General features: G+C 40.7%; 27 protein-coding genes. 23 read left to right on the top strand and 4 right to left on the bottom strand.

Features of this window, described 5'->3' with window-relative positions:
- Positions 1-150: 150 nt before the first annotated feature.
- The gene (gene sda, locus Q7A53_RS01305) at positions 151-303 is read right to left on the bottom strand and encodes a sporulation histidine kinase inhibitor Sda (protein ID WP_411787303.1); all 153 of its coding nucleotides are present in this window, start codon (positions 301-303) and stop codon (positions 151-153) included.
- 545 nt (positions 304-848) lie between these two features.
- On the opposite strand from sda, the gene Q7A53_RS01310 reads away from it, so the two are divergent.
- Genes Q7A53_RS01310 through Q7A53_RS01345 form a run of 8 tightly spaced genes read left to right on the top strand, consistent with a single transcriptional unit; the run spans position 849 to position 5,889 of the window.
- On the top strand, positions 849-1,376 hold the full coding sequence (locus tag Q7A53_RS01310; protein ID WP_411787304.1) for a YqeG family HAD IIIA-type phosphatase: 528 nt from the start codon (positions 849-851) through the stop codon (positions 1,374-1,376).
- Complete coding sequence (yqeH, locus tag Q7A53_RS01315; protein WP_411787305.1) at positions 1,373-2,473, top strand: ribosome biogenesis GTPase YqeH; 1,101 nt, start codon at positions 1,373-1,375, stop codon at positions 2,471-2,473. The genes Q7A53_RS01310 and yqeH overlap by 4 nt, the downstream gene beginning before the upstream one ends.
- 13 nt (positions 2,474-2,486) lie before the next feature.
- Positions 2,487-3,335 (top strand): shikimate dehydrogenase, encoded by an 849-nt coding sequence (gene aroE / locus Q7A53_RS01320; RefSeq protein ID WP_411787306.1) that lies wholly within the window; start codon positions 2,487-2,489, stop codon positions 3,333-3,335.
- A complete protein-coding gene (gene yhbY, locus Q7A53_RS01325) occupies positions 3,325-3,615 on the top strand; it encodes a ribosome assembly RNA-binding protein YhbY (RefSeq protein ID WP_411787307.1) in 291 nt (96 codons plus the stop codon). Before aroE ends, yhbY begins: the two co-directional genes overlap by 11 nt.
- Before the next feature lie 12 nt (positions 3,616-3,627).
- On the top strand, positions 3,628-4,197 hold the full coding sequence (locus Q7A53_RS01330; RefSeq protein WP_411787308.1) for a nicotinate-nucleotide adenylyltransferase: 570 nt from the start codon (positions 3,628-3,630) through the stop codon (positions 4,195-4,197).
- On the top strand, positions 4,184-4,744 hold the full coding sequence (yqeK, locus tag Q7A53_RS01335; RefSeq protein ID WP_411787309.1) for a bis(5'-nucleosyl)-tetraphosphatase (symmetrical) YqeK: 561 nt from the start codon (positions 4,184-4,186) through the stop codon (positions 4,742-4,744). The genes Q7A53_RS01330 and yqeK overlap by 14 nt, the downstream gene beginning before the upstream one ends.
- Positions 4,745-4,801: 57 nt before the next feature.
- On the top strand, positions 4,802-5,155 hold the full coding sequence (rsfS, locus tag Q7A53_RS01340; RefSeq protein ID WP_411787310.1) for a ribosome silencing factor: 354 nt from the start codon (positions 4,802-4,804) through the stop codon (positions 5,153-5,155).
- A gap of 20 nt (positions 5,156-5,175) precedes the next feature.
- Positions 5,176-5,889 (top strand): class I SAM-dependent DNA methyltransferase, encoded by a 714-nt coding sequence (locus tag Q7A53_RS01345; protein WP_411787311.1) that lies wholly within the window; start codon positions 5,176-5,178, stop codon positions 5,887-5,889.
- Positions 5,890-6,191: 302 nt separating this feature from the next.
- On the opposite strand, the gene comER is transcribed toward Q7A53_RS01345, so the two are convergent.
- Entirely contained in the window at positions 6,192-7,019 is an 828-nt protein-coding gene (comER, locus tag Q7A53_RS01350; protein ID WP_411787844.1) for a late competence protein ComER, read from the bottom strand.
- A gap of 60 nt (positions 7,020-7,079) precedes the next feature.
- Here comER and Q7A53_RS01355 point away from each other — a divergent pair, with 60 nt between their 5' ends.
- From Q7A53_RS01355 to Q7A53_RS01365, 3 genes are all read left to right on the top strand, one after another.
- The gene (locus tag Q7A53_RS01355; protein ID WP_411787312.1) at positions 7,080-7,670 is read left to right on the top strand and encodes a helix-hairpin-helix domain-containing protein; all 591 of its coding nucleotides are present in this window, start codon (positions 7,080-7,082) and stop codon (positions 7,668-7,670) included.
- Between the two features lie 65 nt (positions 7,671-7,735).
- Positions 7,736-8,305 carry a ComE operon protein 2 gene (locus Q7A53_RS01360; protein ID WP_411787313.1) on the top strand — a complete coding sequence of 190 codons (570 nt, stop codon included), beginning with the start codon at positions 7,736-7,738 and terminating at the stop codon, positions 8,303-8,305.
- A complete protein-coding gene (locus Q7A53_RS01365) occupies positions 8,302-10,584 on the top strand; it encodes a DNA internalization-related competence protein ComEC/Rec2 (protein WP_411787314.1) in 2,283 nt (760 codons plus the stop codon). Before Q7A53_RS01360 ends, Q7A53_RS01365 begins: the two co-directional genes overlap by 4 nt.
- A 39-nt stretch (positions 10,585-10,623) precedes the next feature.
- On the opposite strand, the gene Q7A53_RS01370 is transcribed toward Q7A53_RS01365, so the two are convergent.
- Positions 10,624-10,755, bottom strand: a complete 132-nt coding sequence (locus Q7A53_RS01370; RefSeq protein ID WP_411787315.1) for a YqzM family protein — start codon at positions 10,753-10,755, stop codon at positions 10,624-10,626.
- A gap of 351 nt (positions 10,756-11,106) precedes the next feature.
- Here Q7A53_RS01370 and holA point away from each other — a divergent pair, with 351 nt between their 5' ends.
- A complete protein-coding gene (gene holA / locus Q7A53_RS01375) occupies positions 11,107-12,129 on the top strand; it encodes a DNA polymerase III subunit delta (RefSeq protein ID WP_411787316.1) in 1,023 nt (340 codons plus the stop codon).
- A gap of 85 nt (positions 12,130-12,214) precedes the next feature.
- Here the strand turns inward: holA and rpsT are convergent, their stop codons facing one another.
- Positions 12,215-12,475, bottom strand: a complete 261-nt coding sequence (rpsT, locus tag Q7A53_RS01380) for a 30S ribosomal protein S20 (protein ID WP_411787317.1) — start codon at positions 12,473-12,475, stop codon at positions 12,215-12,217.
- 161 nt (positions 12,476-12,636) lie between these two features.
- On the opposite strand from rpsT, the gene gpr reads away from it, so the two are divergent.
- From gpr to Q7A53_RS01435, 11 genes are all read left to right on the top strand, one after another.
- Positions 12,637-13,728 (top strand): GPR endopeptidase, encoded by a 1,092-nt coding sequence (gene gpr, locus Q7A53_RS01385; protein ID WP_411787318.1) that lies wholly within the window; start codon positions 12,637-12,639, stop codon positions 13,726-13,728.
- Between the two features lie 86 nt (positions 13,729-13,814).
- On the top strand, positions 13,815-14,978 hold the full coding sequence (gene spoIIP / locus Q7A53_RS01390) for a stage II sporulation protein P (protein WP_411787319.1): 1,164 nt from the start codon (positions 13,815-13,817) through the stop codon (positions 14,976-14,978).
- A gap of 19 nt (positions 14,979-14,997) precedes the next feature.
- Positions 14,998-15,336 carry a hypothetical protein gene (locus Q7A53_RS01395; protein WP_411787320.1) on the top strand — a complete coding sequence of 113 codons (339 nt, stop codon included), beginning with the start codon at positions 14,998-15,000 and terminating at the stop codon, positions 15,334-15,336.
- A gap of 98 nt (positions 15,337-15,434) precedes the next feature.
- Entirely contained in the window at positions 15,435-17,249 is a 1,815-nt protein-coding gene (lepA, locus tag Q7A53_RS01400) for a translation elongation factor 4 (protein WP_411787321.1), read from the top strand.
- Between the two features lie 65 nt (positions 17,250-17,314).
- Positions 17,315-18,451 (top strand): radical SAM family heme chaperone HemW, encoded by a 1,137-nt coding sequence (gene hemW / locus Q7A53_RS01405; protein ID WP_411787322.1) that lies wholly within the window; start codon positions 17,315-17,317, stop codon positions 18,449-18,451.
- Between the two features lie 100 nt (positions 18,452-18,551).
- A complete protein-coding gene (hrcA, locus tag Q7A53_RS01410; RefSeq protein ID WP_411787323.1) occupies positions 18,552-19,574 on the top strand; it encodes a heat-inducible transcriptional repressor HrcA in 1,023 nt (340 codons plus the stop codon).
- A 126-nt stretch (positions 19,575-19,700) separates the two neighbouring features.
- Positions 19,701-20,246, top strand: a complete 546-nt coding sequence (grpE, locus tag Q7A53_RS01415) for a nucleotide exchange factor GrpE (protein WP_411787324.1) — start codon at positions 19,701-19,703, stop codon at positions 20,244-20,246.
- Positions 20,247-20,286: 40 nt separating this feature from the next.
- Positions 20,287-22,116 carry a molecular chaperone DnaK gene (gene dnaK / locus Q7A53_RS01420; protein ID WP_411787325.1) on the top strand — a complete coding sequence of 610 codons (1,830 nt, stop codon included), beginning with the start codon at positions 20,287-20,289 and terminating at the stop codon, positions 22,114-22,116.
- 137 nt (positions 22,117-22,253) lie between these two features.
- Positions 22,254-23,381 (top strand): molecular chaperone DnaJ, encoded by a 1,128-nt coding sequence (dnaJ, locus tag Q7A53_RS01425; RefSeq protein ID WP_411787326.1) that lies wholly within the window; start codon positions 22,254-22,256, stop codon positions 23,379-23,381.
- Positions 23,382-23,513: 132 nt separating this feature from the next.
- Positions 23,514-24,452: a 50S ribosomal protein L11 methyltransferase gene (gene prmA, locus Q7A53_RS01430; protein WP_411787327.1), complete on the top strand. Its 939-nt coding sequence runs from the start codon at positions 23,514-23,516 to the stop codon at positions 24,450-24,452.
- Between the two features lie 13 nt (positions 24,453-24,465).
- Positions 24,466-25,221 (top strand): 16S rRNA (uracil(1498)-N(3))-methyltransferase, encoded by a 756-nt coding sequence (locus Q7A53_RS01435; protein ID WP_411787328.1) that lies wholly within the window; start codon positions 24,466-24,468, stop codon positions 25,219-25,221.
- The last annotated feature ends 6 nt before the right edge of the window (positions 25,222-25,227 follow it).

Consider the following 25,227-nt stretch of genomic DNA (forward strand, 5'->3'; position numbering starts at 1 on the left):
TTCGGGCATTTTCGGGTTTTGCCAGAAATGAAGCGGCAGCTTTGTTTATTGCTACTCTTATAACAACACTGTTTCTCCCAGAGTCATTGACTGGCAGTTTGTCTCAGATTAATTTCAGTTTTTGGTATCTTAGATCCTCTATTTAAGTTGTTAACCAACATGGCTAACATATTTTTCTATTAGATGCTGGATCGATCTTTCCTTAATCTCTTCTTTTATTTGGCAAATGAATTCTTCGGAGAGATTGAGCTCAATAGCTTTGTGGTAAGATTGTATTAACAGAGCATCAGATAATTGTTTCATACCTCTGTCACTCAGTGACAGCCACCTCCTGTATAAATTAGATTCATTACACCCTTTTTTATAATGCAATTTAACCTTACCACGATCCTAAATTCGTCACAATACAGGGTTTATCTACAAGCAAATGTAGATAACTGTTCGCTTAAATTACACAAGTGTAGTGGTAACAATGGTGAATGAGTGTGGAAACTGTGTATAAACTTATCCACAGGTCGGGGTTGTCAGTAATTGTCGAACGATTTTTGTACTAATGAGGATTTGGAAATTAGGAAAAATAAGAAGTGGTCTTTTTATTTGATTCGGCGGACGTGAGGTAAGGGAGCTGCACTTTACGCGGACAGCTACTGCAAGAATGGATCATTCAAGGAATGGGAGCTCTAATTCGTCAATTTTGTTTCTGTTTTCATTAATGAGGATCATCTTGAGGGACAAGGACATGGATAAAGTTAAGGGGAATTTATCTTCAGCTTTGAATCCTGTCTTATTTTTGTTTATGATAAGTAGGGAGATTTCAAGGTTATTGCCTAGAGTGGAGTGAAATATGGATGTTAAATAATTTCTTACCGAATGAACACTATTCCAGTGTGTTTGATATAAAACCAAGCGATTTGAAAGCTAATGGTGTAAAAGGTATTATTACCGATTTGGATAATACACTCGTTGCCTGGGATGTTAAAGATGCTACCGATGAAATCATCGATTGGTTCAACCTGCTGAGCGAGCATGGAATTCAAGTTACGATTGCATCAAATAACAACGAGAGCAGGGTCAGGCTATTTTCCAAGCCTCTGGATACTCGCTCTATTCATAGTGCAAGAAAACCGTTATCCAAAGCATTTAAAAAAGCCCAGAAGGAAATGAAATTAGAAAAAGATGAAATTGTTGTAATTGGAGATCAATTACTCACAGACGTACTAGGCGGGAATTTAGCTGGATTTCATACCATATTAGTCGTTCCAATTGCACAAACAGATGGGTTCTTCACTCGGTTTAACCGGAAAATTGAAAGAAGAATATTAGACTGGATGGAACGTAAAGGAAAATTAACCTGGGATAGGAGAAATGATTCATGAGTAAAATTCAATGTCAGGGCTGTGGAGTGGAAATACAAACGACAGATCCTGAGCTTCCAGGCTATGCACCGAAATCGGCGATGCAAAGAGAAGATATCATTTGCAAAAGGTGTTTTCGACTGAAGCATTATAATGAGGTTCAAGATGTCCCTTACCACGATGATGACTTTTTAGAGATGTTAAATCAAATCAGCGAAAACCAAGGTCTTGTAGTTCAGCTAGTCGATATTTTCGATTTTAATGGCAGCTTTATTTCAAGTTTGAAACGATTAACAGGTAACAATCCCGTTTTATTAGTAGGAAATAAAATGGATGTCCTGCCGAAATCAGTTAACCACAGAAAAATGAAAGACTGGCTTCGAAGGGCAGCAAAGGATCAGGGGCTTTCTGTGGAAGATGTTTTTTTAATTTCTGCTGAAAAAAACCAGGGAATAGAAGAACTTTCTAAGGCGATTGATAAATATCGAAAAGACCAAGATGTCTATGTGGTAGGAACAACCAATGTGGGGAAATCCACATTTATAAACACCTTAATTCGTAACACTTCCGGGGTGAATGAAGCGATCACTACATCTTACTTTCCAGGAACGACACTTGGTTTTATTGATATCCCTCTGGATGAGCAAAGTTCTTTGTACGATACTCCTGGAGTAATTCAGCGTCATCAAATGGCTCATTATGTCTCAGATCAGGATCTTAAAATTATCACCCCTAGAAAAGAAGTAAAACCTAAAGTCTTTCAGCTGAACGAGCAGCAAACGCTCTATTTTGGAGGTCTAGGCCGGCTGGATTTTGATGCGGGGGAGAGAAGTTCGTTTATTTGCTACTTCTCCAATGAGCTAACTATCCATCGGACGAAACTTGAAAAAGCAGATGATTTATATAAAAATCATTTAGGTGAATTACTATCGCCGCCGGATAAGAAGACCATCCAGCAGCTGCCTGAATTAGACAAGCATACCTTTAGAATCAATGAGCCCAAGATAGATATTGTATTCTCAGGTTTAGGCTGGGTAACGGTGCCTGAAGGAAATATTTCTGTGACAGTATATGCACCAAAAGGGGTCAAAGTATCTCTGCGCGAATCTCTGATATAGGAGGCGATGAAATTTGTTACAGCTTGGATTAATCGGATATCCGGTGGGGCACTCCCTGTCTCCCTGGATTCATAACCGGTTACTTGCCCAAAGCGGGCTAGAAGGAGAGTATCAGTTACTGGAAATAAAACCAGAGAATTTTCATCAGGAAATTCAAAAATTAAAGAAAAGTTCTCTCAATGGTTTTAATATAACGATCCCATACAAAGAAAAAATACTTCCCTACTTAGACGAAACAGATGAGGCTGCCAACCATTTAGGAGCAGTGAACACGGTAAAGGTCGAGAATGGCCGATGGATTGGATATAATACGGATGGCATCGGGTACGTTCATTCCATCAAAAATCGCTTTCCTGATTTGTCTTTTCCTGATACTCGTGTGTTAATTCTAGGGAGCGGAGGTGCTGCCAGAGGAATTTTCTTCGCTTTGGCAGACGCGGGATGCTTGAAGATTGACTTGGCAAACCGAACTGTAGATAAAGCAGCGGCCTTGATTGAGGAGTTAAATTTAAAGGTGAAATCCTCAGCACTGAATTTGGAAGATGCCGCCTTACAATTAGCAAACTATGATTTCGTAGTTCAAACGACTTCTGTTGGTATGAACCCTGACACTGATGCCCAAATTATCAGTCTGGACAACTTGAAAGAGAATGTTATTGTAAGTGATATTGTTTACCGGCCGATGGAAACCCAGTTTCTTCTGGAAGCTGAGCGAAAAAAGGCACGCTTACATTTTGGACACGAAATGTTATGGCAGCAGGCGGTTTATTCATTTCAAGTTTGGACCAATAAAAAACTAGAAACGTCCCAAATGATGCAAGAATTCGAAGATAAATTGAAAGGGGTACACCATGCTGACTAGTAAGCAAAAAAAATTCTTACGCTCAGAATCCCATGCGGTTCAGCCGATATTTCAAGTGGGTAAAGCGGGCGTAAATGAAAATATGACAGTGCAAATTGAAGAAGCATTAGAAAAACGCGAGTTAATCAAAGTGAGTATTTTACAAAACTGTTTTGAGGATAATCAAGCGGTGGCAAATGAAATTTCTGATCAAACCGGGGCAGAGATTGTGCAATTAATTGGGAATACCATAATCCTCTACAAAGAGTCACAAGAGAACAAGCAGCTTATTCTGCCATAAAGGAGCTTGTCTATGAGGCGCATAGGGATATTGGGTGGGACATTTGATCCTCCTCACCACGGGCATATGGTGATGGCTGAATATGTATATAATGAAATGGAGCTGGATGAGATCTGGTTTATTCCGTCTCACCTGCCGCCACACAAGCAGAAAGCAGCAGTGTCTTCAGAAGAACGGCTCCAAATGGTTGAACAAGCGGTGGCAGGAAATAACCATTTTAAGGTTTCTTCAGTGGAATTAGATCGCAAAGGAAAATCTTATACCATAGATACCATGCGGGAGTTGACTCGTTCGAATAAAGAAGTGAAGTTTTACTTTATTATCGGAGGCGACATGGTGGCAAGTCTCTCACAATGGCATAACATCGAGGAACTTGGAAAGCTGGTCCAATTTGTAGGAGTCACGCGTCCGGGCTATGACTGGGATGGGAAGATACCGGTTTATCATGTGGAGATTCCGTTGCTTGAAATTTCTTCTTCTCTCATAAGAGAGCGGGCCTCTGTTGGTAAGTCGATCAGGTACTTAGTGCCGGATAATGTCTATCAGTTTATAAAGGAGCATCGATTGTATGAATCTGACTAGAGAGGAAGCACTCGCTTATGTTAAGCCTCACTTAAAACAATCGAGGTATGAACATACAGTCCGAGTCACCGATACAGCTGTGGAACTCGCAGAAAAATATGGATCAGACCGAAAGCTTACCGAATTAGCAGCCGCACTTCATGATTATGCTAAGTACAAAGACATAGATTTAATGAAGCGGTGGATTGCAGAAGACCGTCGATTACCGAAAGACTTACTGGACTACCATCATGAATTATGGCATGGACCCGTAGGAGCTCTCATGCTTGAAAGAGAAATTGGCTTGGATAACCAGGCTGTTATTTCGGCCATAAGTGCTCATACTACTGGTAAAAAGCATATGAGTGTGATGGACAAAGTTGTATTTTTAGCGGACTATATTGAGCCTGGTAGAGATTTTCCAGGTGTAGATGAAGTGAGATCTATAGCGAAGGAAAATTTAGATCAAGCCTGCTTAATGGCCTTAAAAAATACCATCTCATTTTTAGTAAGCAAAGACCGAACTGTTTATCCTGACACACTGCATGCATATAATGATTTTATATAGGTATATAAACAGGTGAAAGTTACAGATAAAGAATAGGATGAATAAGGGAGGAAGACCATGGAAAGCAAGGAATTAGTAACATTAGCCGCTCAGGCATGTGATGAAAAAAGAGCAGAGGATATCGTGGTACTTGATATGTCCGATGTTTCCTTAATTGCCGATTATTTTCTGATTTGCGAAGGTTCAAATGAACGTCAGGTGCAAGCGATTGCCAGAGAGTTAAAGGCACAGGCTGAAAAAGTTGGAATAGAAGTTAAAAGGATGGAAGGGTTTGACCAGGCACGTTGGGTTCTCGTAGACCTGAATGATGTCGTGTGTCACGTTTTCCATAAAGATGAGCGCCACTATTACAACTTGGAGCGTCTTTGGGGAGATGCCTCTACGGTATTTGTCGAAGGCTTAGAAAGTTAATTGCTATGAGCTACGGAAGAATGGCTGAGGTATATGATCAGCTTATGGCTGATGCTCCTTATTCAGAATGGGTGAGCTTGACGCAGAAAATTATAAACCAATACCATCCTGATATTCAGTCGATTCTGGATTTAGGCTGTGGCACCGGAGAAATCACATGTCGCTTAAGCGAGGCTGGTTTTCAGTTAACCGGAGTGGATCTGTCGGAAGAGATGTTATCATTAGCTGCCCAAAAGAGCCCGGGAACTAAAATTAATTGGCTGCACCAGGACATCCGTGAATTAAAAGGACTGGAGAACTTCGATTGTATCGTCAGCTTTTGCGACGTGTTAAATTATATAACTACAGAGGAAGACCTGCAAAGAGTTTTTAAAAATGCATATCACAGTTTGACTGATTCAGGACTGTTTATCTTCGACGTTCATTCTCTTCATCACATTCAAGATCATCTCTTAGGTGAGACATTTGCTGAAGTTTATGATGATATATCCTATATATGGTTATGCGACCCGGGGGATATGAATGACACGGTTGTTCATGATTTAACCTTTTTTTTACAATCGGAGGACGTTTATGAACGTTTTGATGAGCAGCATGTTCAAAGAGGTTATTCAGTCAGCGAGATTGAACGGCAAATTACCTCGGCAGGTTTTCAGTTATTGAATATATGTTCAGATTTTAAATTGGATGGAAGTAGAGATGGTGATCGATTATTTTTTATTTGCCAAAAGTGAAGAAAGAATAATTGAAATGGTTTAGTCTCACGGAGAATCATCTCTCCAAAACTGGAGACTCCATGACTGCGATTAGGTCTTTACTTTCTTCGTCTTTGGATAATTTGAATTTCTCATAATTGTTCGCTAAAAAAAATCCGAACCCTTTAAAACATTGGTTCGGATTTTTTTTATGGACTGAACAGTTTCAGTTTTTATATTCCTATACAGTCTAAGTGTTATAGGAAATTTGAAGGCCGCTTAAAAAAATTGGCAATTTTTGCAGGATAATCAGATATTCGGTCGAAAACTATACTATGGGTCTAAAACTTTATCGTCTTTTTATCCTCGAGGTGTTTCCTCTGCGTTGCCGTGAACATTTCTTCAAACAATGGTCCGACATGACTTTCCAGCGCTTTTAATCCTTCTCCAGTCACTCCTCCTTTAACCGTTACTTTTTCCATCAGTTCATCTAACGAAAAAATTTTCTTCGATAATAACGTACCAAGCCCTATCATCATTTCTTCTGTTAACTCCGTAGCCTTCTCTTGGGGAATTCCTGATACTTTATGTGCCGATTCGATCCAATTTTTCAACAGGAAACTGACAAATGCAGGTCCGCAGGAAACAATATCTGAACTCGCTCGTATATACTCTTCTTCAATTTCTACCGGATGAGAAATAGTTTTAAACAAGGTCCGCAGGTTTTGTTTATTCCCTTCCGTTATTCTTTCCCCAAAGGTAAACAGACTGACCCCAGACAATGCCCGATTAGTAATAGAAGGAACGATTCTTGCTACCTGACAGGGGGTGTGATTCTCTAACTCGTTAACCGATACAGGGCTGGTAATAGAAACCAGACAGTGGGAATCATTGAGATTGTGATTTAATGGGTCCAGTACATCTTTGAAATGATGCGGCTTCACGCATAAAAAAATAACATCACTGTTATTCGTTACTTCTTCTAAACTGCTGGCAACGGTTAAATTTTTGTATATTTTTTTTAATTTCAATGCCTTTTCAGCACTTCGATTATAAATGACAAGGTCCCGGGCTGAGACTGCTTTGCTTGTAATGAATGAAGTAGTCAGCATACTTCCCATGTTTCCAGTACCAATTATCCCGTAACGAATGGAAATCCCCTCCTTAATGGCTTACTTTACCTATTTTTATTCCGAATAAATGGAATTATGAAAGGGTGGTGTTAGAATTTGACGTTTGTAAAGAAATACGCTTGGATTGCCCTTCTTATTGTCGTTGCTGCGTTTCTTGTTTTTAAATCATCTGATACTCACTCTACCTTGGAAGAAGAACCGGAATTTATCCCTTCTTCTAATAAAGCGGAGGCAGAAACTGCCGTGGAAAATACGAATGAAGAAAGTAAAAGCAGCATTTTTGTGGACGTCAAAGGGGAAGTAAAGAGTCCGGGAGTATATCAAGTGAAAGCCGGACAAAGAGTGGATGATGTTCTCGCAATGGCCGGAGGCATGACCCATGATGCCGACCCTGCGAGTGTAAACCTTGCTCAAAAACTTCAGGATGAAATGGTGATCCTAGTATCCTCCAGCCAGCAGGAAGCAGGCACAGGAGAACTTTCCAGTCAGATGGACAAACTCAGAATTAACCAGGCAACAGCTGAAGAGATTGAGTCTTTGCAAGGGATTGGCCCTTCTAAAGCAGCAGCAATTGTCCAGTATCGAGAAGAAGAAGGACCCTTTAAGTCAAAAGAGGATTTGTTAAATGTCGGAGGGATAGGTGAAAAGACGCTGGAAGCCATAAGTGAGAACATTCAAGTGCCTTAGAAGAAGTTTGACGTTATTTTAAACGGTAAGGTAAACTGAATAGAAAAGAAAACAGGGGGACAAAGATGGAAAGAATTTCGTGGGACCAGTATTTTATGGCACAAAGTCACCTTCTTAAATCTAGAAGCACCTGCATGAGGCTCTCAGTCGGAGCGGTTATCGTAAGGGAAAAACGAATGATTGCCGGCGGGTATAATGGGAGTGTTTCAGGTGAAGTACACTGTATAGATGAAGGGTGTTATGTAATTGATGGGCACTGTGTACGAACCATCCATGCTGAAATGAATGCTCTGCTTCAATGCGCTAAGTTTGGGGCTGCAACAGAAGGTGCAGAAATTTATGTTACCCATTTTCCCTGCCTGCATTGCACGAAAGCTATTATTCAGGCGGGGATAGAAGCGGTCTATTACAGTACAGATTATAAAAATCACCCCTACGCGATAGATCTGTTACAACAATCAGGTATCCGTGTAGAAAAAGTACCGTTAGAGAATTCAGGTACAATAGAACAAAAGGATTTTCTCGATCTTTTATTTACAAAGCTCGAGAAAAGTGAAGCTACCAAGGGGGAAGTTGCTGAGTTAAGAAAGCAGGCATCCCGGCTATTTTCACTTCAGGATGCGGACCAAACGTGAGAGGAAAGCTGCATCTTCCTCTCATAGCTATGATTCTGGGGGCAATGATCAGCCAATCAAAAGGCGTGACTGCATTAGCCCTCATAGGAATCTCCGTATACTGGATAGGTAAGCTGAAGAATGCGAGAGCAGGAGCGCTGCTTCTTGCTTGTTCTGTTTTTGGTTATTACTACTTTATCCCTTCTCCGATTTCATCCTTGTCAAAGGATCCTGTCCGTATTATCGGTCAAATCACTTCTCCAATAGCGGAAACTCCTCATACCCTTCAAGTCCGTTTGAAAAAAGAAACCCCTTCCAAGACAACTATCGTTTTATTGACTTACTTTAAAAGTGAACATGAAAATAAAGAATTTCAGAGTTATTTACGGAAGAAATGGCGTTTTGGAGCCCAATGCACTCTTTATTCTCCCGAAGAACTTTTAAAAGAAGCCAGAAATCCGGGCGAGTTTGATTATCGAGGGTATATGGCATATCAAGATGTAGAGGCACAGGTAAGAATAAGTGAAAAGACTTCGATGACCTGCCAGGGAGTATCTTGGGTGGACGAGCTTTATGAGTGGAGAAGCGTTATGCAAAATAAAATGAAGGCAACAGTTTCATCTGAAGCTTATCCGTGGATGAATGCTTTAATGTTTGGTGAAGCAAACGATCTGAATGAGGAGACCGTAGAATGGTTTAGGAACTGGGGCATTTCTCATATTTTAGCCATATCAGGCCTTCATGTGGGGTTATTGTCAGGAATGATTTTCTTTATTTTATTTCGTTCAGGAGCGGTTACACTAGAACATGCACGTTTCCTTCTATTTATTTTTCTCCCTGTATACGGTTTTATAGCAGGAGGGAGTGCTTCTGTATTAAGGGCCGTTTTAATGGCTGTTTTTGGCTTACTATTTGTGAACAGGAACTTAAAAATTACTGGCACGGATTTAGTTTCTCTGGCAGCTTTCTGCCTCTTGCTTATAGCCCCAAATCAGTTTCACCAAATTGGTTTTCAGTTCTCCTTCCTCGTGACCTTCGCCCTTGTCCTTTCTTCCCCTGTCTTATCACAAACCTCAAACAAACTGCATCTTTCTTCAAAAATCAGTGTAATATGCCAGCTTTCTATCCTTCCGTTGCAAATCCATTATTTTTATGATTTCAATCCACTTTCTCTCTTTGCCAATTTATTGGTAGTCCCCTATTTTTCATTGGTTGTGATCCCGCTATGCATGCTTTTATTTCTCCTCGCGTTCTTATTTTCTCCCTTTGCCTATGCCGCCTCCGACTTATTTTTTCATTTACATTCCTTAATTCTGGGATGCCTGCAAAAGCTGACGGATCCATTCTTAATCAAATGGGTTATTGGTGAGATAACTCCGCCGTGGATTCTGGTCTATTATCTTTTTTTTAGTTTTATGATGATCGCATGGAATCATGGAAAATTAAAGCATGCATTTATCTGCGCTACAGCTTCATGCGTAACAATTGGAGCTTATGCAAGCGTGCCCTATACAGTGGATCAGGGCAGGGTTACGATGCTTGATATCGGCCAGGGAGATGCCTTTGTAGTAGAGCTGCCTTATCGTAAAGGGGTGATCATGATTGATGCAGCGGGATTACCGCCATTTATGATGAATCCAAAACAGACCGAAGAAAATATTATTCGGCCTTATCTTAAATCAAGGGGGATTAGTCATTTGGATGCTTTAATGATTTCCCATCACGATACTGACCATAGTGGCAGTGTCAATCCATTAGTGGAAGACTTTAATGTAGATTGGTTCATTGTCAGTCCTTATTACATTGTAAATTCAGATTTGAATGATAAGGTGAAGGTTTTGCGGGTAAATGCTGGTGACAGGATTAAGGTGAAGGGTCAATTATTTTCTGTATTAAACCCTGAGGATGATGCTCATAATCCTAATGACAATTCTGTGGTTCTCTATACTGAAGTGGGAGGGAAATCATGGCTTTTTACTGGCGATTTGTCCACCCGTATGGAGGAAAAGGTACTGGAAAATTATCCTGAATTGCATGTGGATGTTCTCAAAGTCGGCCATCATGGGAGTAAGACGTCCACCTCGGAAAAATGGATATCCCAGCTGCAGCCTCAGTACGGCTTAATTTCAGCAGGTGTTAACAATCGTTATGGTCACCCCCACCAACAAGTAGTAGACCGGCTGAAGCATCACAGCGTAAACCTCTGGAGGACGGACCAAAGCGGGGCAGTTCAATTTAATTTCTCTGGGCAAAGTGGAACGTTTTCCGCGTTTCTCCCGTATAATGCGAGCAGAGATTAAAAAAAGACTGCTATAAAGCAGCCTGAGGTGTTAAGTTCGTTATTGGATAGCAGAGAAAATAACACCGATAAAGAAAATTACAAAGAAGAATAGAAATGATATGCCAAACCCTAATCCTGAATCAACTACATCATTTGTTTTGGATTGAATTTCATTTTTAAATTCGTTCATTGTTACCCCTCCTATTTGTCTAAGTTCAAGTATAAGCGATTACATGGTTAAAATCCACAATCATTATGAATGAATTTAAAATCCTCTCTTATTGAATCCATTGCCTCAGCTAGCAAGACTTGTCACAGATAATTATCTCAAGAGCGGTCACACTATAGATGAGGGGAACAACCTCGTCCTCTTCAATGGCGTCCGGGGCTGTTGAAAGGCGTTTATATAGATAGCAACTGCGGCGGCGTACAAAGGCTGACTTTGACATGATGGCAATTGAAAATTAAAATAGTGTCACAGCCTTCCCAATAATTTTGGGCGCCGTCGTATTTTTTAAGTGAAAGGAAACTTATAACATATATGGGGAAAACACAACAATCACACGTTTATTTATTGTATGGAGCAGAATCTTTTTTAATTCAGGAAAACAAGCAGAAAATTGTTGAGCAAGCACTAACAGAAGAAGATCGTGAATTTAATCTTTCTCAGTACGATTTAGAAGAAACGCCTATTGAAGATGCAGTAACCGATGCAGAAACTTATCCGTTTTTAGGTGGAAAAAAAGTGGTTATTGCTAACAACCCGGTCTTTCTAAAAGCAAAGCCAGATAAGCTTCCGTTTGAACATGATGTGGACATGCTGTTAAATTACATAGAGCATCCTGCTGACTACAGCATCCTGATTATGATTGCGCCTTATGAAAAGCTTGACGAGAGAAAAAAAGTCTTTAAGCAATTTAAAAAGCATGGAAACGTTATTCCATGTCAGCCGGTTAGAGAATGGGAAATAGACAAGTGGATTCAGACGCTAGCCAAGGAATTTCAGATCGTCGTGCCTGAAAATATCCATGAGTTATTCGCCAGTGAAATCGGAACGAATTTAATGGCCTTGAGAAAAGAAATGGAAAAACTCGCATTAAATGTCGGTGAAGGCGGTACAGTTACTCGTGAATTAGCCGAACAGCTTTTATCTCATAGTGCAGAAACTTCGGGATTAAAGCTTGTGGATGCAGTAATGGAGAAGAATCTCAGCCGGGCGATTATGATCTATAAAGATTTGCTGAAACTGAACGAAGAACCTATCGCTCTAACTGCTTTGCTTGCCTCTCAGTTTCGCATTATCAGCCAGGCCAAAACTTTGAAGAAGAAGGGCTATGCGCAAAACCAAATGAACTCTTACATTAAAGCGCATCCGTATGTCATTAAAATGGCATTAAAAAGAGAACGATTCTTTTCTTTTGAAGAATTAAATGAAATTATGAATCAGCTTGCAGAGACGGATTATAAATTGAAGCAAGGTAAAATGGAGAAAGAATTAGCCTTTGAACTGCTGCTTTATAATTTAATTCATATTAAACAAAGGAATAGAGAAATAATGCATTAAAAAACCATCAGCCACTTGGCTGATGGTTTTTTAAGAATGAAAAACGATCCTTATCAGAGGATCGTTTGTTGGTCATAGGCTAAATTTATAATGCGTTTACTTCTTTAGCCAGGCGAGATTTTTTACGGTTCCCGTTATTTTTATGAAGGGCACCGCGCTTGACAGCTTTATCAATTTTCTTGACCGCTGTTTGCAAAGCATCTTTAGCGTTCTCTGTATCATTTTTAGATACAAGAGTATCAACACGTTTCACAGCTGTACGCATGTCGGATTTGAACGCTGCGTTTAGCTGGCGTGCATCCATATTTAAGCGTACACGTTTTTTAGCAGATTTAATATTAGGCATAGTTTCACCTCCCAGGTAAAAACCAAAAGACTGATTCATATCGAACAAGAGACATTTTACCAAAGCGAGCGCTTGTTTTCAATAGGTTTGTGAAACCAGACTGATCCATTTGCATAGTTTAACACCTTTAAGGAGAAAATTTGCATAAGGAGGGAAAGCATATGAAGCAAGAAAAAGGTTATTCAGTACGTACTGATTTAGCATTAGAAGCACATGAAATGAACGTGAAGAATGATCCGTCTTCTTCGGATTCAGATGGTGTAGAAGTGTTGGAAAAGGAAGTTCATGATATTAAAACTACTTACGTTACAGTGGACCAGGCAGGCGCTGAACGAATCGGGAAGAAAGCAGGTCATTACATTACACTGGAATCACAGGCTATTCGTAAACAGGATACCGAGCTTCAAGTTAACCTGGCAAAAGTGGTTTCGGGTCAGCTGAGGAAAGTATTAAGTGACAGTGGCATTAAAGAAAGTGACCGCTGCTTAATCGTTGGGTTAGGAAATCATTTAGTCACACCTGATGCATTAGGCCCACTGGTCACTGAGAAAGTGCTCGTAACCAGCCACTTGTTTGAACTGCAGCCAGAAACTGTCCAGGAAGGTTACCGGCCGGTGTCAGCGGTAACTCCAGGAGTTATGGGTCTCACAGGTATTGAAACAAGTGATATGGTTCATGGGATCATTGAAGAAACTAAACCAGATTTTGTTATCGTTATCGATGCTTTAGCTTCTCGTTCTATTAATCGCATAAACGCAACGATTCAACTATCCGATACAGGGATTCATCCCGGCTCGGGTGTAGGAAATAAGCGGAAAGAGATTAGTAAAGAAACCTATGGAATTCCAGTAATTTCGATTGGCGTTCCAACAGTGGTCGACGCAGTGACCATTACAAGTGATACGATCGATTATGTTTTGAAGCATTTTGGAAGAGAGTGGAAAGAGAAGGATAGCCCGTCTCAAGCTCTATCACCGGCCCTTAATCCATTTGAGAGAAAGACACTGACGGAGGAAGATCATCCTACAGATGAACAATCCCAAGCTGTATTAGGAATGTTTGGGCAGCTTGAGGAAGCTGAAAAGAAACAACTTATAAAAGAAGTCCTTACCCCATTAGGGCATAACCTGATGGTCACTCCTAAAGAAGTGGATACCTTCATAAATGATATGGCCCATGTGATTGCTTCGGGAATAAATGGAGCATTACATCCTGGCGTCGAAGATGGAGAGGCGCAATCCTATTCCAGGTAAGTGAAAAAATAGATGTCCGTTCTATGTTTCTTCTCACTGACATAAGATTTACTAGAGTTGAGTCAGAATGAGGAGAGGATTTTCCTATGCCACATTATCAGAAATGGAAAAAAAAGCGGCCAAACCTGGTCAAGCAAGGCTCAAAATGGTTAGGTGGAGCATTTACTATTCTGATTTTATTATTTATAGGGATAGGTTTTTTGACTGGAGCGAAAACCACTTATCGAATTTATTCGGATACCATTCAAGGATGGACGACCCAATTAAAGGGAAGTTCATTTATTTACTTATTTGAGATGGAGAATCGAATGTTTACTGGAGCTCACCCGGAAGGTGAGAACTTTCCGGGATTATCCACGTTATCGTTTCAGCTATTAACTAGCTTGACCCCAAACGATCCGAGAAGTTTATTAGGTAGAGAGATCCCAGGTCTGTCCTCCTACAATAGTGACATAATTATAGCGGGAGAAGGAACTGATTATACTACCATTCCTATTGAATCAAGGGCACCGATTGATGTGGTCCAAAAAGATAGAGAAGCAGTGGGGAGCGAAGATAAGAAACCAAATCAAGATGAGAATAAACCGCAAAATATCAAAAATAAGAAAGTGTTCATTTACAGCACTCACAATAGAGAATCTTTTCTACCGCAGCTGCCAAAAGGTACTTCAATAAATGAAGCCTACAGTGGAAAAGTGAATGTGTCCTTAATCAGTCAAAGGTTGGCAGAAGATTTGGAGAAGAATGGAATCGGTGCGGAAGTCGATCATACTGATATTTCGAAAGTGCTTAAAGACAAGGGAATGGAGTATTATGAATCCTACGATGCTTCTCGGCCGGTGGTAAAGGAAGCAATGAGCAGAGAAGATTCTTTACAGTACTTTTTTGATATTCACAGGGACAGCCTTGGCAGAGAGTATACTACGACTACGATTGACGGTAAAAATTATGCAAGAGTGGTATTTGTTATAGGTGCAGATAACAAAAATTATGAAAAGAATCTTAAAATAGCTTCTGACCTTCACAAAAGGATTGAGAAGAAATATCCTGGATTGAGCAGGGGAGTTATTACAAAGAAAGGGTCCGGAGTTGACGGAATATACAATCAGGACTTAAGTCAGCACTCACTCCTCTTTGAAGTGGGTGGACTTGGAAATAACTTGGACGAATTATATCGCACAGCTGACATTCTTGCAGGCATATTTAGTGATTATTACTTTGATTCAGAAAAGGTTTCTAAAAATTCCTAATATCTGAGGGGGAAGAGTAATGAAGTGGCTGATGATTCTGCTGATTGGTTGTGCTCTCTTTATTTTTGGAGCAATTTATGGAATCCAGAAAAATGCTGAAAAATATGAGCAATTGCAAGATTCTGCTGCCTCCCTTGATGCGAAGAATAACTCCAGTCATAAGGAAGGTCAGGTGGAAAAGAAGGTCGACCATAAGGTTTCACAGCCTGCCAGTAAAGGTGTCTGCCAAACCAGCCTATCAGAAGAGAAGTCTGCTCCATTGATCGTACGATTTGCAGTGGGATTAGGGCAGTGGGTATCAGCGTGCTTTGATCTGGCTGTGTTGATTCTTTCTCAAATGCTTCATTCGGGGCCATAAGCGAGTCTTTCCCAAAATAGACGGGGATTGAATAATACTACTCCTATTGCTATAATCAAGCTAGCTAACTGTGCCTAATTTAGTAGGAGTGATGTATTTTGACTAGTCAATCGAAACAGGAAAGGGTACGCAACTTCTCGATCATTGCCCATATTGATCACGGCAAATCGACTCTTGCAGACCGTATCCTTGAAAAAACGAACGCATTAACACAAAGAGAAATGAAAGAACAATTCCTCGATGCTATGGACCTTGAGAGAGAACGAGGCATTACGATAAAATTGAATGCTGTTCAATTAAATTACAAGGCAAAAGATAATTTAGATTATACCTTTCATTTAATAGATACCCCCGGCCACGTCGATTTTACATATGAAGTGTCCAGGAGTCTCGCTGCCTGCGAGGGAGCTATACTTGTGGTTGATGCTGCACAGGGAATTGAAGCACAAACCTTAGCTAATGTGTATCTTGCCCTGGAAAATGACCTGGAAATCATCCCGGTTATTAATAAAATCGATCTACCGGGTGCCGATCCGGAAAGAATTAAGCAGGAAATTGAAGATGTCATAGGGATAGATGCCTCTAATGCTATATTAGCTTCAGCCAAAGAAGGGGTAGGAATTGAGGAGATTTTAGAACGGATTGTGTCGGACATTCCTGCACCGGATGGAGATGCTAAAGCCCCAACCAAAGGTCTTATTTTTGATTCCTTATATGACACGTATCGCGGGGTTGTTGCTTATACGTGTGTCAGAGAAGGCTCGATAAAAGTCGGCGACAAGATTAAGATGATGGCCACTGGGAAAGAATTTGAAGTTAATGAAGTGGGTGTTTTCCGTCCGGCACCTACAACCCTTAAGGAGTTAAATGTAGGAGATGTCGGCTACTTAACTGCCTCCATTAAAAACATTGGGGATACGCAAGTAGGGGACACGATTACTCTTGCCAATAACCCTGCAGAAACACCGCTTCCTGGTTATAAAAGGCTGAATCCAATGGTGTTCTGCGGACTTTATCCGGTGGATGCGAATAATTATAACGACCTGAGAGACGCTTTAGAGCGTCTTGAACTGAACGACTCTTCTTTACAATTTGAAGCGGAAACCTCTCAGGCTTTAGGATTCGGATTCCGCTGCGGTTTCCTGGGAATGCTCCATATGGAAATCATCCAGGAACGGATTGAAAGAGAGTATAAAATTGATCTTATTACCACGGCTCCAAGTGTTATTTACAAAGTGAAATTGACCGATGGTACTTCTATAAACGTCGATAACCCTTCCATGATGCCGGATAATCAGCAAATTGAAGAAGTACAGGAACCTTTTGTCAAAGCCACCATTATGGTGCCGAATGATTACGTTGGACCTGTCATGGAAATTTGCCAGAGGAAACGTGGCAATTTTATGGATATGCAGTATTTAGATGACAATCGTGTAAATGTTGTTTATGAAATTCCGCTTTCTGAAATTGTTTATGACTTTTTTGATTCTTTAAAATCCCAAACTAAGGGATATGCTTCCTTTGATTATGAGTTGATCGGTTATAGAGATTCCAATTTGGTGAAGATGGATATCCTTCTGAATGGAGATACCATAGATGCCTTGTCCTTTATTGTTCACCGTGATTTTGCTTATGAACGAGGGAAAGTGATTGCTGAAAAGTTAAAGAAATTAATTCCAAGACAGCAGTTTGAAGTGCCGGTTCAGGCGGCGATTGGAAATAAAATTGTAGCCCGGACGACAATCAAAGCCATGCGTAAGAATGTTCTCTCCAAATGCTATGGAGGAGATATATCACGGAAAAGAAAACTTCTTGAGAAACAAAAAGAAGGGAAGAAAAGGATGAAGATGGTAGGTTCTGTGGAAGTACCTCAGGAAGCCTTCATGTCTGTCCTTGAAATTGATGATGATTGATAAGAATCTGGATAAAGCCGCAGGAGACTCTCTCTTGCGGTTTTCCTTATGAAAGGTGGTTCCCAATGAATATTCCTTCTGCTTATATACACATTCCTTTTTGTCAGCAGATCTGTCACTACTGTGATTTTACGAAGTTTTTTTATAATGAACGTCTCGCCGATGAGTATTTAACTGCCTTGGAAAAAGAAATCCATACGTACATTCCGGGTGAGAAAGCAAAGGTGAATACCATCTTTGTTGGGGGAGGTACTCCTACGGCCTTGAACCATGCTCAGTTAGAAAAATTGCTGGAGACGATTGCTGATCATTTTTTAATCGAAGAATGTGAAGAATATACATTTGAAGCAAATCCCGGTGACCTTGATTTAGAAAAAGTGAAAATGCTGAAAGCTTATGGTGTTGATAGAATTTCCTTAGGGGTTCAAGTCTTCGATGATGCAATGCTGGAAAAAATCGGCCGTATTCATAAGGTGGCAGATGTTTATACCAATATAGAACGTCTGATGCAAGTGGGGCTGACTAATGTGAGCATTGACTTGATGTATGGTTTGCCTGGACAATCCGTTGCTGACTTTGAGAAAACCGTGGATGAAGCGATGCAGTTTGGTTTGCCGCACTATTCTTCTTATTCCTTGCAAATTGAGCCGAAGACCGTTTTTTATCAAAGGTATAACAAGGGGAAATTGGTCAAGCCACCGGAAGAAGATGAAGCAGAGATGTATGAATTATTGCAAAGAAAATTAGCTGCAAATGGTGTGTCACAGTATGAAATAAGTAATTTTTCCAAGCCTGGTTATGAAAGTAAGCACAATTTGACATACTGGAATAATGAGAATTATTACGGGATTGGTGCAGGGGCCCACGGTTACCTGCCTGGGAAAAGGACGGTCAATATTCGACCTCTTCCTGCCTATGTCAAAGAAGCGATGAGTAGTGGAAAACCGATACTTCATGAAGAACCTGTCGGGCTGAAAGAACGAATGGAAGAGGAAATGTTTTTAGGGTTGAGAAAAACAGAAGGGGTTTCAACGAGTCAATTTACGGAAAAATATCAACGGAAGCTTTCAAATGTATTTGGCGATGCAGTTCCTAAGTTGAAAAGCCGTGGCTTGCTAGAAGAAACTGAGGACAGGATTCGATTAACTGAAAGAGGAAGGATTCTGGGTAATGAGGTTTTTCAGGAATTTTTAATCGATTAAAAATTTGAGAAGATATCCGTTGACATCCGTCACCCCTTTTGATAATTTATTATTAGATTTAGCACTCGCTTAAACGGAGTGCTAACAGAGGTGATCATCGATGTTAACAGAAAGACAACTGCTGATATTGCAAGTCATTATTGATGATTTCATCCTGACTGCGCAGCCGGTTGGTTCGCGGTCAATCTCTAAAAAGGATGCTGTTACTTTTAGTTCAGCAACCATTAGAAATGAAATGGCAGACTTAGAGGAAATGGGATTCTTAGAAAAGACGCATTCCTCTTCAGGACGTGTTCCTTCTGAAAAGGGATATCGCTTTTATGTAGATCATTTGCTGTCTCCTTTAAGCCTGTCTAACAAAGAGCTTTTTACAATACGGGAAGCCTTTAATGACCGAATGCTGGAATTTGAGCGTGTGGTTCAGAAATCTGCAGGCATTTTATCAGATTTAACTAACTATACTTCGCTCGTCCTAGGACCGGAAGTGTTTGAAACTAAGCTTAAACAGCTGCAAATTGTTCCATTAAATGATCAGTCAGCTATCGCGATTTTAGTGACAAACACCGGTCATGTGGAACATCGGGCTTTTAATGTACCGGTGGAAATTGACCGTTCAGAGCTTGAAAAAATGGTCAATATCTTGAATAGCCGGCTCCAAGGGGTTCCGTTAGTTCAACTGCATGAGAAGCTCTATTCAGAAATTAAGGATCTTCTCCAGAGTCACACAGATCGGCATGAACATTTATTCTCCTATTTGCACGCAGCTTTATTGGGGGACCAGCCCACTAAGCTTTATATAGGTGGTAAAACAAATATTCTCATGCAGCCGGAATTCAGAGACCTGGAAAAGGTACGCTCTCTCTATTCAGTAATGGAGAAAGAAAGTGAAATGGCGGATTTGCTGCGTACAGGAGAAGAAGGGATTCATGTTCTTATTGGACATGAGAACCCTTATGATGCCATGCAGAATTGCAGCTTAATTACAGCGAGTTATACTTTAGGTCAAGAGCAGGTTGGCACGATTGCTTTGTTAGGTCCAACCCGTATGGAGTATAATCGGATGATATCATTAATGAATGTATTATCTAAGCATATGACAGAAACATTCCGGAGTTTGTATTAAAGATTCGGGAGTCAAGTGAAGATGGGAGAAATATGGCCCATCGCTTCTTTTTGTCTATTGCTTTTTCTGGTTATTAATTCATGTTATAGTCAGTAACGGTGAACTGGAATTCAGGAGGTGTAAGACGTGGAAGAGAACAAACAACAAGAGCAGGAAATCATTGATGAAGAACGTGATCAGGAAGTCAATGATCAAGATGAGAATCAACAGGATATGAAGGATACCGGCGAAGTTGAAAAACTTCGTTCAGAAAAAGAAGAAATCGAAAATCGTCTGCTTCGTTTGCAGGCAGACTATGATAATTTCCGCCGCCGCACGACGAAGGAAAGAGAAGCGGATCGGAAATATAGATCACAAAGTTTAATTGAAGAGTTAATTCCAATTCTCGATAACTTTGATCGAGCTTTACAGATAGAAGTGGATGGCGATTCCGTCAAAAACTTTGCTGATGGAATGAAAATGGTTTACCAGCAATTTCAAGCTGCCCTTGATAAAGAAGGGGTAGAAGCAATTCCAGCAGAAGGGGAATCATTCGATCCTCATTTGCACCAGGCCGTTATGCAAGTGGAAGATGAAAATTATGAATCCAACATTGTCATCGAAGAACTGCAAAAAGGCTACCGTTTAAAAGATCGGGTTATTCGCCCGTCTATGGTTAAAGTAAATCAATAAAAATATTTTTGGATGTAGTAAGTAAAGGAGGACACTAATCATGGGTAAAATTATTGGTATTGACTTAGGTACAACAAACTCTTGTGTAGCAGTGATGGAAGGTGGAGAAGCAAAGGTTATTCCGAATCCGGAAGGGAACCGTACTACTCCATCAGCTGTAGCTTTCAAAAATGGTGAACGTCAAGTAGGGGAAGTTGCTAAACGTCAGGCAATCACGAACCCTAATACGATTCTTTCCATTAAACGCTATATGGGTACTGACCATAAGGTTGAAGTGGAAGGCAAAGAATTCACACCTCAGGAAGTTTCTGCAATCATTCTGCAGTACATTAAGAACTATGCGGAAGATTATTTGGGAGAAACTGTTGATAAAGCAGTTATCACAGTTCCAGCTTACTTCAATGATGCAGAGCGTCAAGCGACTAAAGATGCAGGTAAAATCGCTGGGCTTGAAGTGGAACGTATTATTAACGAACCGACAGCTGCAGCATTAGCTTACGGCATTGATAAAGAAGACCAGGATCAGACCATTCTAGTATATGACCTTGGCGGCGGTACCTTTGACGTTTCCATTCTTGATATTGGAGAAGGCACGTTTGAAGTGGTCTCCACTGCAGGGGATAACCGTTTAGGCGGAGATGACTTTGACCAAGTGATCATTGATCATATGGTAGCAGAATTCAAGAAGGAAAACGGCATTGATCTTTCCCAGGATAAAATGGCGAAGCAGCGCTTGAAAGATGCAGCTGAAAAAGCGAAGAAAGACTTATCAGGTGTAGCTCAAACACAAATTTCCCTGCCATTTATTACTGCTGGGGAAGCAGGGCCTCTTCACCTTGAAATGAATTTAACTCGTGCTAAATTTGAAGAGCTTTCTGCAGATCTAATCGAACGTTCTATGAAACCTACTCGCCAGGCAATGAAAGATGCTGGTATGAGTTCTAATGATATTCATAAAGTTCTTCTAGTAGGTGGTTCAACTCGTATTCCAGCTGTACAGGAAGCAATTAAAAAAGAAGTAGGCAAAGATCCTTCTAAAGGAGTTAATCCTGATGAAGTTGTAGCGCTTGGTGCTTCTATCCAGGGCGGTGTGTTACAAGGGGACGTTAAAGACGTAGTTCTTCTTGATGTAACCCCGTTATCACTGGGAATTGAAACAATGGGCGGAGTAACAACTAAGCTTATTGAACGTAATACAACAATCCCTACGAGCCATTCTCAGGTGTTCTCTACAGCTGCTGACAACCAGACAGCCGTTGATATTCATGTCCTTCAAGGGGAACGCGAAATGGCGCAGGACAATAAGACTCTGGGCCGCTTCCAATTAACGGATATCCCGCCAGCACCACGCGGTGTACCTCAAATTGAAGTAAGCTTTGATATCGATGCCAATGGAATTGTAAATGTGCGTGCGAAAGATATGGGTACAAACAAAGAACAATCCATTACGATCAAGTCTTCATCTGGTCTTTCTGATGAAGAAGTTGAAGATATGGTACGCCAAGCAGAAGAGAACGCTGAAGAAGATAAGAAAAAACGTGAAGCAATCGAACTTCGCAATGAAGCGGATCAGCTTGTCTTTACAACAGATAAAACGATTAAAGACCTTGGCGATAAAGTAAGTGATGAAGAAAAGCAAAATGCTGAATCTGCTAAAGAAGAGCTGAAAACTGCTCTCGAAGGTGAAGATCTTGAAGCTATTAAAGAGAAGAAAGAAGCTCTACAGGAACAAGTTCAAAACCTTTCCGTAAAATTATACGAACAAGCACAGCAGCAAGCTGAAGCTGAACAAGGTGATCAAGCAGGTAATACAGAAGAAGATGTAGTCGATGCTGATTACGAAGAAGTAAACGAAGACGAAAAGAAGTAAGATAGTATGGGAAAAGAAAAGTCAAAGTCAGGATCTTCTTGGCTTTGACTTTTTTCACGCATGAAGGAATTTGCCTGAAGTGCCCTCACAATGTTAATATAAATCTTATGCAATAGGCCCGGGAGAGTGATCCACAAGTGAGTAAACGCGATTATTATGAGGTTCTTGGAGTATCAAAGGATGCCTCTAAGGATGAAATCAAGAAAGCCTATCGAAAACTGGCACGGAAGTATCATCCCGATGTTAGTGAAGAAGATAACGCTTCTGAAAAATTCAAAGAAGCTAAAGAAGCTTATGAAACGTTAAGCGACCAGCAGAAGCGTACCCAGTATGACCAATTTGGCCACGCGGGTCCTAACCAAGGTTTTGGCGGCTTTGGCGGTGGCGGAGAAGACTTCGGCGGCTTTGGCGATATCTTTGATATGTTCTTTGGCGGCGGTGGCCGCAGAAGAGATCCTAACGCACCCCGTAAAGGTGCAGATCTTCAGTACACCATGACAATGGAGTTTGAGGAAGCGATTTTTGGTAAAAGTACAGACATTGAGATTCCTATGGAAGAAGAATGTGAAACTTGTGGAGGAGACGGGGCAAAACCCGGCACTTCTCCAGAAACTTGTTCGCATTGTCAAGGAAGCGGACAAATTAACCAGGAACAAAATACACCGTTCGGCCGTGTTGTGAATCGCAGAGTCTGTCACCATTGCCAAGGTACAGGAAAAATCATCAAAGATAAATGCAGCACCTGCGGCGGAGATGGCCGAGTGACGAAACGCAAGAAGATTCATCTGGACATTCCAGCTGGCATTGATGAAGGCCAGCAGATTCGCGTACCTGGTAAAGGGGAAGCCGGTGTAAACGGCGGTCCAGCCGGTGATTTATTTGTTGTTATTCATGTCAGACCGCATGAGTTTTTCCATCGCGAAGGCGACCACATTTTCTGTGATATTCCATTAACATTTGCACAAGCTGCTCTTGGAGACGAAATAGAAGTCCCAACTGTACATGGTAAAGTTAAACTGAAGATTCCAGCTGGTACGCAGACGGGGAAAACATTCAGACTTAAAGATAAAGGGGCTCCAAACGTACATGGACGTGGACATGGAGACCAGCATGTGAAGACGAAAGTTATTACACCGAAGAACCTGACGGACCATCAAAAAGAGTTACTCCGTGAGTTTAATGATATCAGCGGTAATGGTGCTACTGATGAACAGCACGGAAACTTTTTTGAGCGGATGAAACGGGCTTTTAAAGGTGATCAATAGGTAGAACAGGGAGAGAGTGTCTTTGAACGAATGGCTATGATTGGTGTCTTAAATTACATTCACCGGATCCATTGTTCGGGCACTCTTTTTCTACATGGGTTAAAAAATTTATAACAAAGAGAGTTGATCTGTTTGAAATGGTCAGAAATTTGTATTCATACTACAAATGAAGCAATCGAACCGGTTTCCAATATTCTGCATGAATCTGGAGCGAGCGGTGTAGTCATTGAAGACCCTCAGGATATGATCAGGGAAGATACAGGTTTGGGAGAAATTATTGAATTGAACCCCGATGATTATCCTGAAGAGGGAGTCTATGTAAAAGCCTACTTGCCTGTTAATAGTTTTATTGGGGAAGCGGTAGAAGAAATTAAACAATCGGTTACTCAGCTGGTTTCATTTGGTATTGACATTGGCCACAATAACGTGACACTGAGTGAAATTAATGAAGAAGATTGGGCGACAGCTTGGAAGAAATATTACAAACCAGTAAAAATTTCTGAGAAGATTACGATTATCCCTACATGGGAAGAATATACACCTGTATCTACTGATGAAATTATCATAGAAATGGACCCTGGAATGGCCTTTGGCACGGGGACACATCCTACCACTGTCTTGAGCATTCAAGCACTTGAACAATACTTAACGAAAGAAGATACGGTACTTGATGTAGGTTGCGGCTCAGGAATTCTTAGTGTAGCTTCTGTCCTTCTCGGAGCAAATCACGTTTACGCGTATGACCTTGATGATATAGCGGTTAAGAGTACAGCCAGCAATGCCGAACTAAACCAAGTAGAAGGTAAAATTACACCAAGGATAAACAACTTGCTGGATGATGTAACTATAGAGGCTGATGTAATCGTTTCAAATATTTTAGCGGAAATTATTGTTCGATTTACTGATGAGGCTTATCATGTAATTAAGCCTGGAGGTTATTTTATTACGTCTGGGATTATTTCGGGAAAGAAAGACTTGGTAAAAGAGCAGTTAACGGCCTCAGGATTTGAAATTATTGAAACCAATAAAATGGAAGACTGGATCTCCATTATAGCCAGAAAACCAGAATAACAGGTGAGAGATTATGGTACAACGCTATTTCGTTAAAGAAGATCAATGGGATAATCAAACGGTAGTCATTCATGGTGAGGATGTCCATCATATTGGAAGAGTGATGAGAATGGAGCCTGGAGACACCATCATTTGTATACGTTCTGATCAAGTTATAGCTGAATGCAGAATTACTGATATAAGCAGTGATGAGGTCACTTGTCATATAGAGAGCTGGATTAGCGAGGACCGGGAGCTTCCTGTATTCGTGTCTATCGTGCAAAGTCTCGGCAAAGGGGATAAGCTCGAACAGGTGATTCAAAAAGGAACAGAACTTGGGGCTTATCGCTTTATCCCTTTCAAAGCGGATCGTTCTATATCGAAATGGGATGATAAGAAAGCTGAAAAAAAGATTCAGCGCCTGCAAAAAATTGCAAAAGAAGCAAGTGAACAATCACAGCGCACTCATATTCCGGTAATCGAGAATGCTTCTACTATAAAGGAAGTTATGGCAATGGGGGAGACTTTTGATGCTAAAGTCTTTGCTTACGAAAATGAGGCAAAGACGGCAGAATTTCACTCGCTGGCATCCCATTTAGAGACAATCAATGCTGGAGATCATGTTCTAGTCGTCATTGGACCTGAAGGCGGTTTTTCCGAGAGAGAAGTGAATACCCTTTATGATCATGGATTTCAATCTTTTCGGCTCGGCCGCAGAATACTTAGGATGGAGACCGCTCCATTGTATTACTTATCAAGTGTTTCTTATCAATTTGAAGAGTTGAGGTGAATGTAA

The sequence above is a fragment of the Halobacillus rhizosphaerae genome, from assembly GCF_046719735.1.
GTDB lineage: Bacteria > Bacillota > Bacilli > Bacillales > Halobacillaceae > Halobacillus_B > Halobacillus_B rhizosphaerae.

What these genes read in the sequence shown, in the direction of transcription:
- sda (WP_411787303.1), bottom strand. Translation starts at nt 303, where the DNA reads ATGAAACAATTATCTGATGCTCTGTTAATACAATCTTACCACAAAGCT.
- Q7A53_RS01310 (WP_411787304.1), top strand. Translation starts at nt 849, where the DNA reads ATGTTAAATAATTTCTTACCGAATGAACACTATTCCAGTGTGTTTGAT.
- yqeH (WP_411787305.1), top strand. Translation starts at nt 1,373, where the DNA reads ATGAGTAAAATTCAATGTCAGGGCTGTGGAGTGGAAATACAAACGACA.
- yhbY (WP_411787307.1), top strand. Translation starts at nt 3,325, where the DNA reads ATGCTGACTAGTAAGCAAAAAAAATTCTTACGCTCAGAATCCCATGCG.
- Q7A53_RS01330 (WP_411787308.1), top strand. Translation starts at nt 3,628, where the DNA reads ATGAGGCGCATAGGGATATTGGGTGGGACATTTGATCCTCCTCACCAC.
- yqeK (WP_411787309.1), top strand. Translation starts at nt 4,184, where the DNA reads ATGAATCTGACTAGAGAGGAAGCACTCGCTTATGTTAAGCCTCACTTA.
- rsfS (WP_411787310.1), top strand. Translation starts at nt 4,802, where the DNA reads ATGGAAAGCAAGGAATTAGTAACATTAGCCGCTCAGGCATGTGATGAA.
- Q7A53_RS01345 (WP_411787311.1), top strand. Translation starts at nt 5,176, where the DNA reads ATGGCTGAGGTATATGATCAGCTTATGGCTGATGCTCCTTATTCAGAA.
- Q7A53_RS01360 (WP_411787313.1), top strand. Translation starts at nt 7,736, where the DNA reads ATGGAAAGAATTTCGTGGGACCAGTATTTTATGGCACAAAGTCACCTT.
- Q7A53_RS01370 (WP_411787315.1), bottom strand. Translation starts at nt 10,755, where the DNA reads ATGAACGAATTTAAAAATGAAATTCAATCCAAAACAAATGATGTAGTT.
- holA (WP_411787316.1), top strand. Translation starts at nt 11,107, where the DNA reads ATGGGGAAAACACAACAATCACACGTTTATTTATTGTATGGAGCAGAA.
- rpsT (WP_411787317.1), bottom strand. Translation starts at nt 12,475, where the DNA reads ATGCCTAATATTAAATCTGCTAAAAAACGTGTACGCTTAAATATGGAT.
- gpr (WP_411787318.1), top strand. Translation starts at nt 12,637, where the DNA reads ATGAAGCAAGAAAAAGGTTATTCAGTACGTACTGATTTAGCATTAGAA.
- spoIIP (WP_411787319.1), top strand. Translation starts at nt 13,815, where the DNA reads ATGCCACATTATCAGAAATGGAAAAAAAAGCGGCCAAACCTGGTCAAG.
- Q7A53_RS01395 (WP_411787320.1), top strand. Translation starts at nt 14,998, where the DNA reads ATGAAGTGGCTGATGATTCTGCTGATTGGTTGTGCTCTCTTTATTTTT.
- hemW (WP_411787322.1), top strand. Translation starts at nt 17,315, where the DNA reads ATGAATATTCCTTCTGCTTATATACACATTCCTTTTTGTCAGCAGATC.
- hrcA (WP_411787323.1), top strand. Translation starts at nt 18,552, where the DNA reads ATGTTAACAGAAAGACAACTGCTGATATTGCAAGTCATTATTGATGAT.
- dnaK (WP_411787325.1), top strand. Translation starts at nt 20,287, where the DNA reads ATGGGTAAAATTATTGGTATTGACTTAGGTACAACAAACTCTTGTGTA.
- Q7A53_RS01435 (WP_411787328.1), top strand. Translation starts at nt 24,466, where the DNA reads ATGGTACAACGCTATTTCGTTAAAGAAGATCAATGGGATAATCAAACG.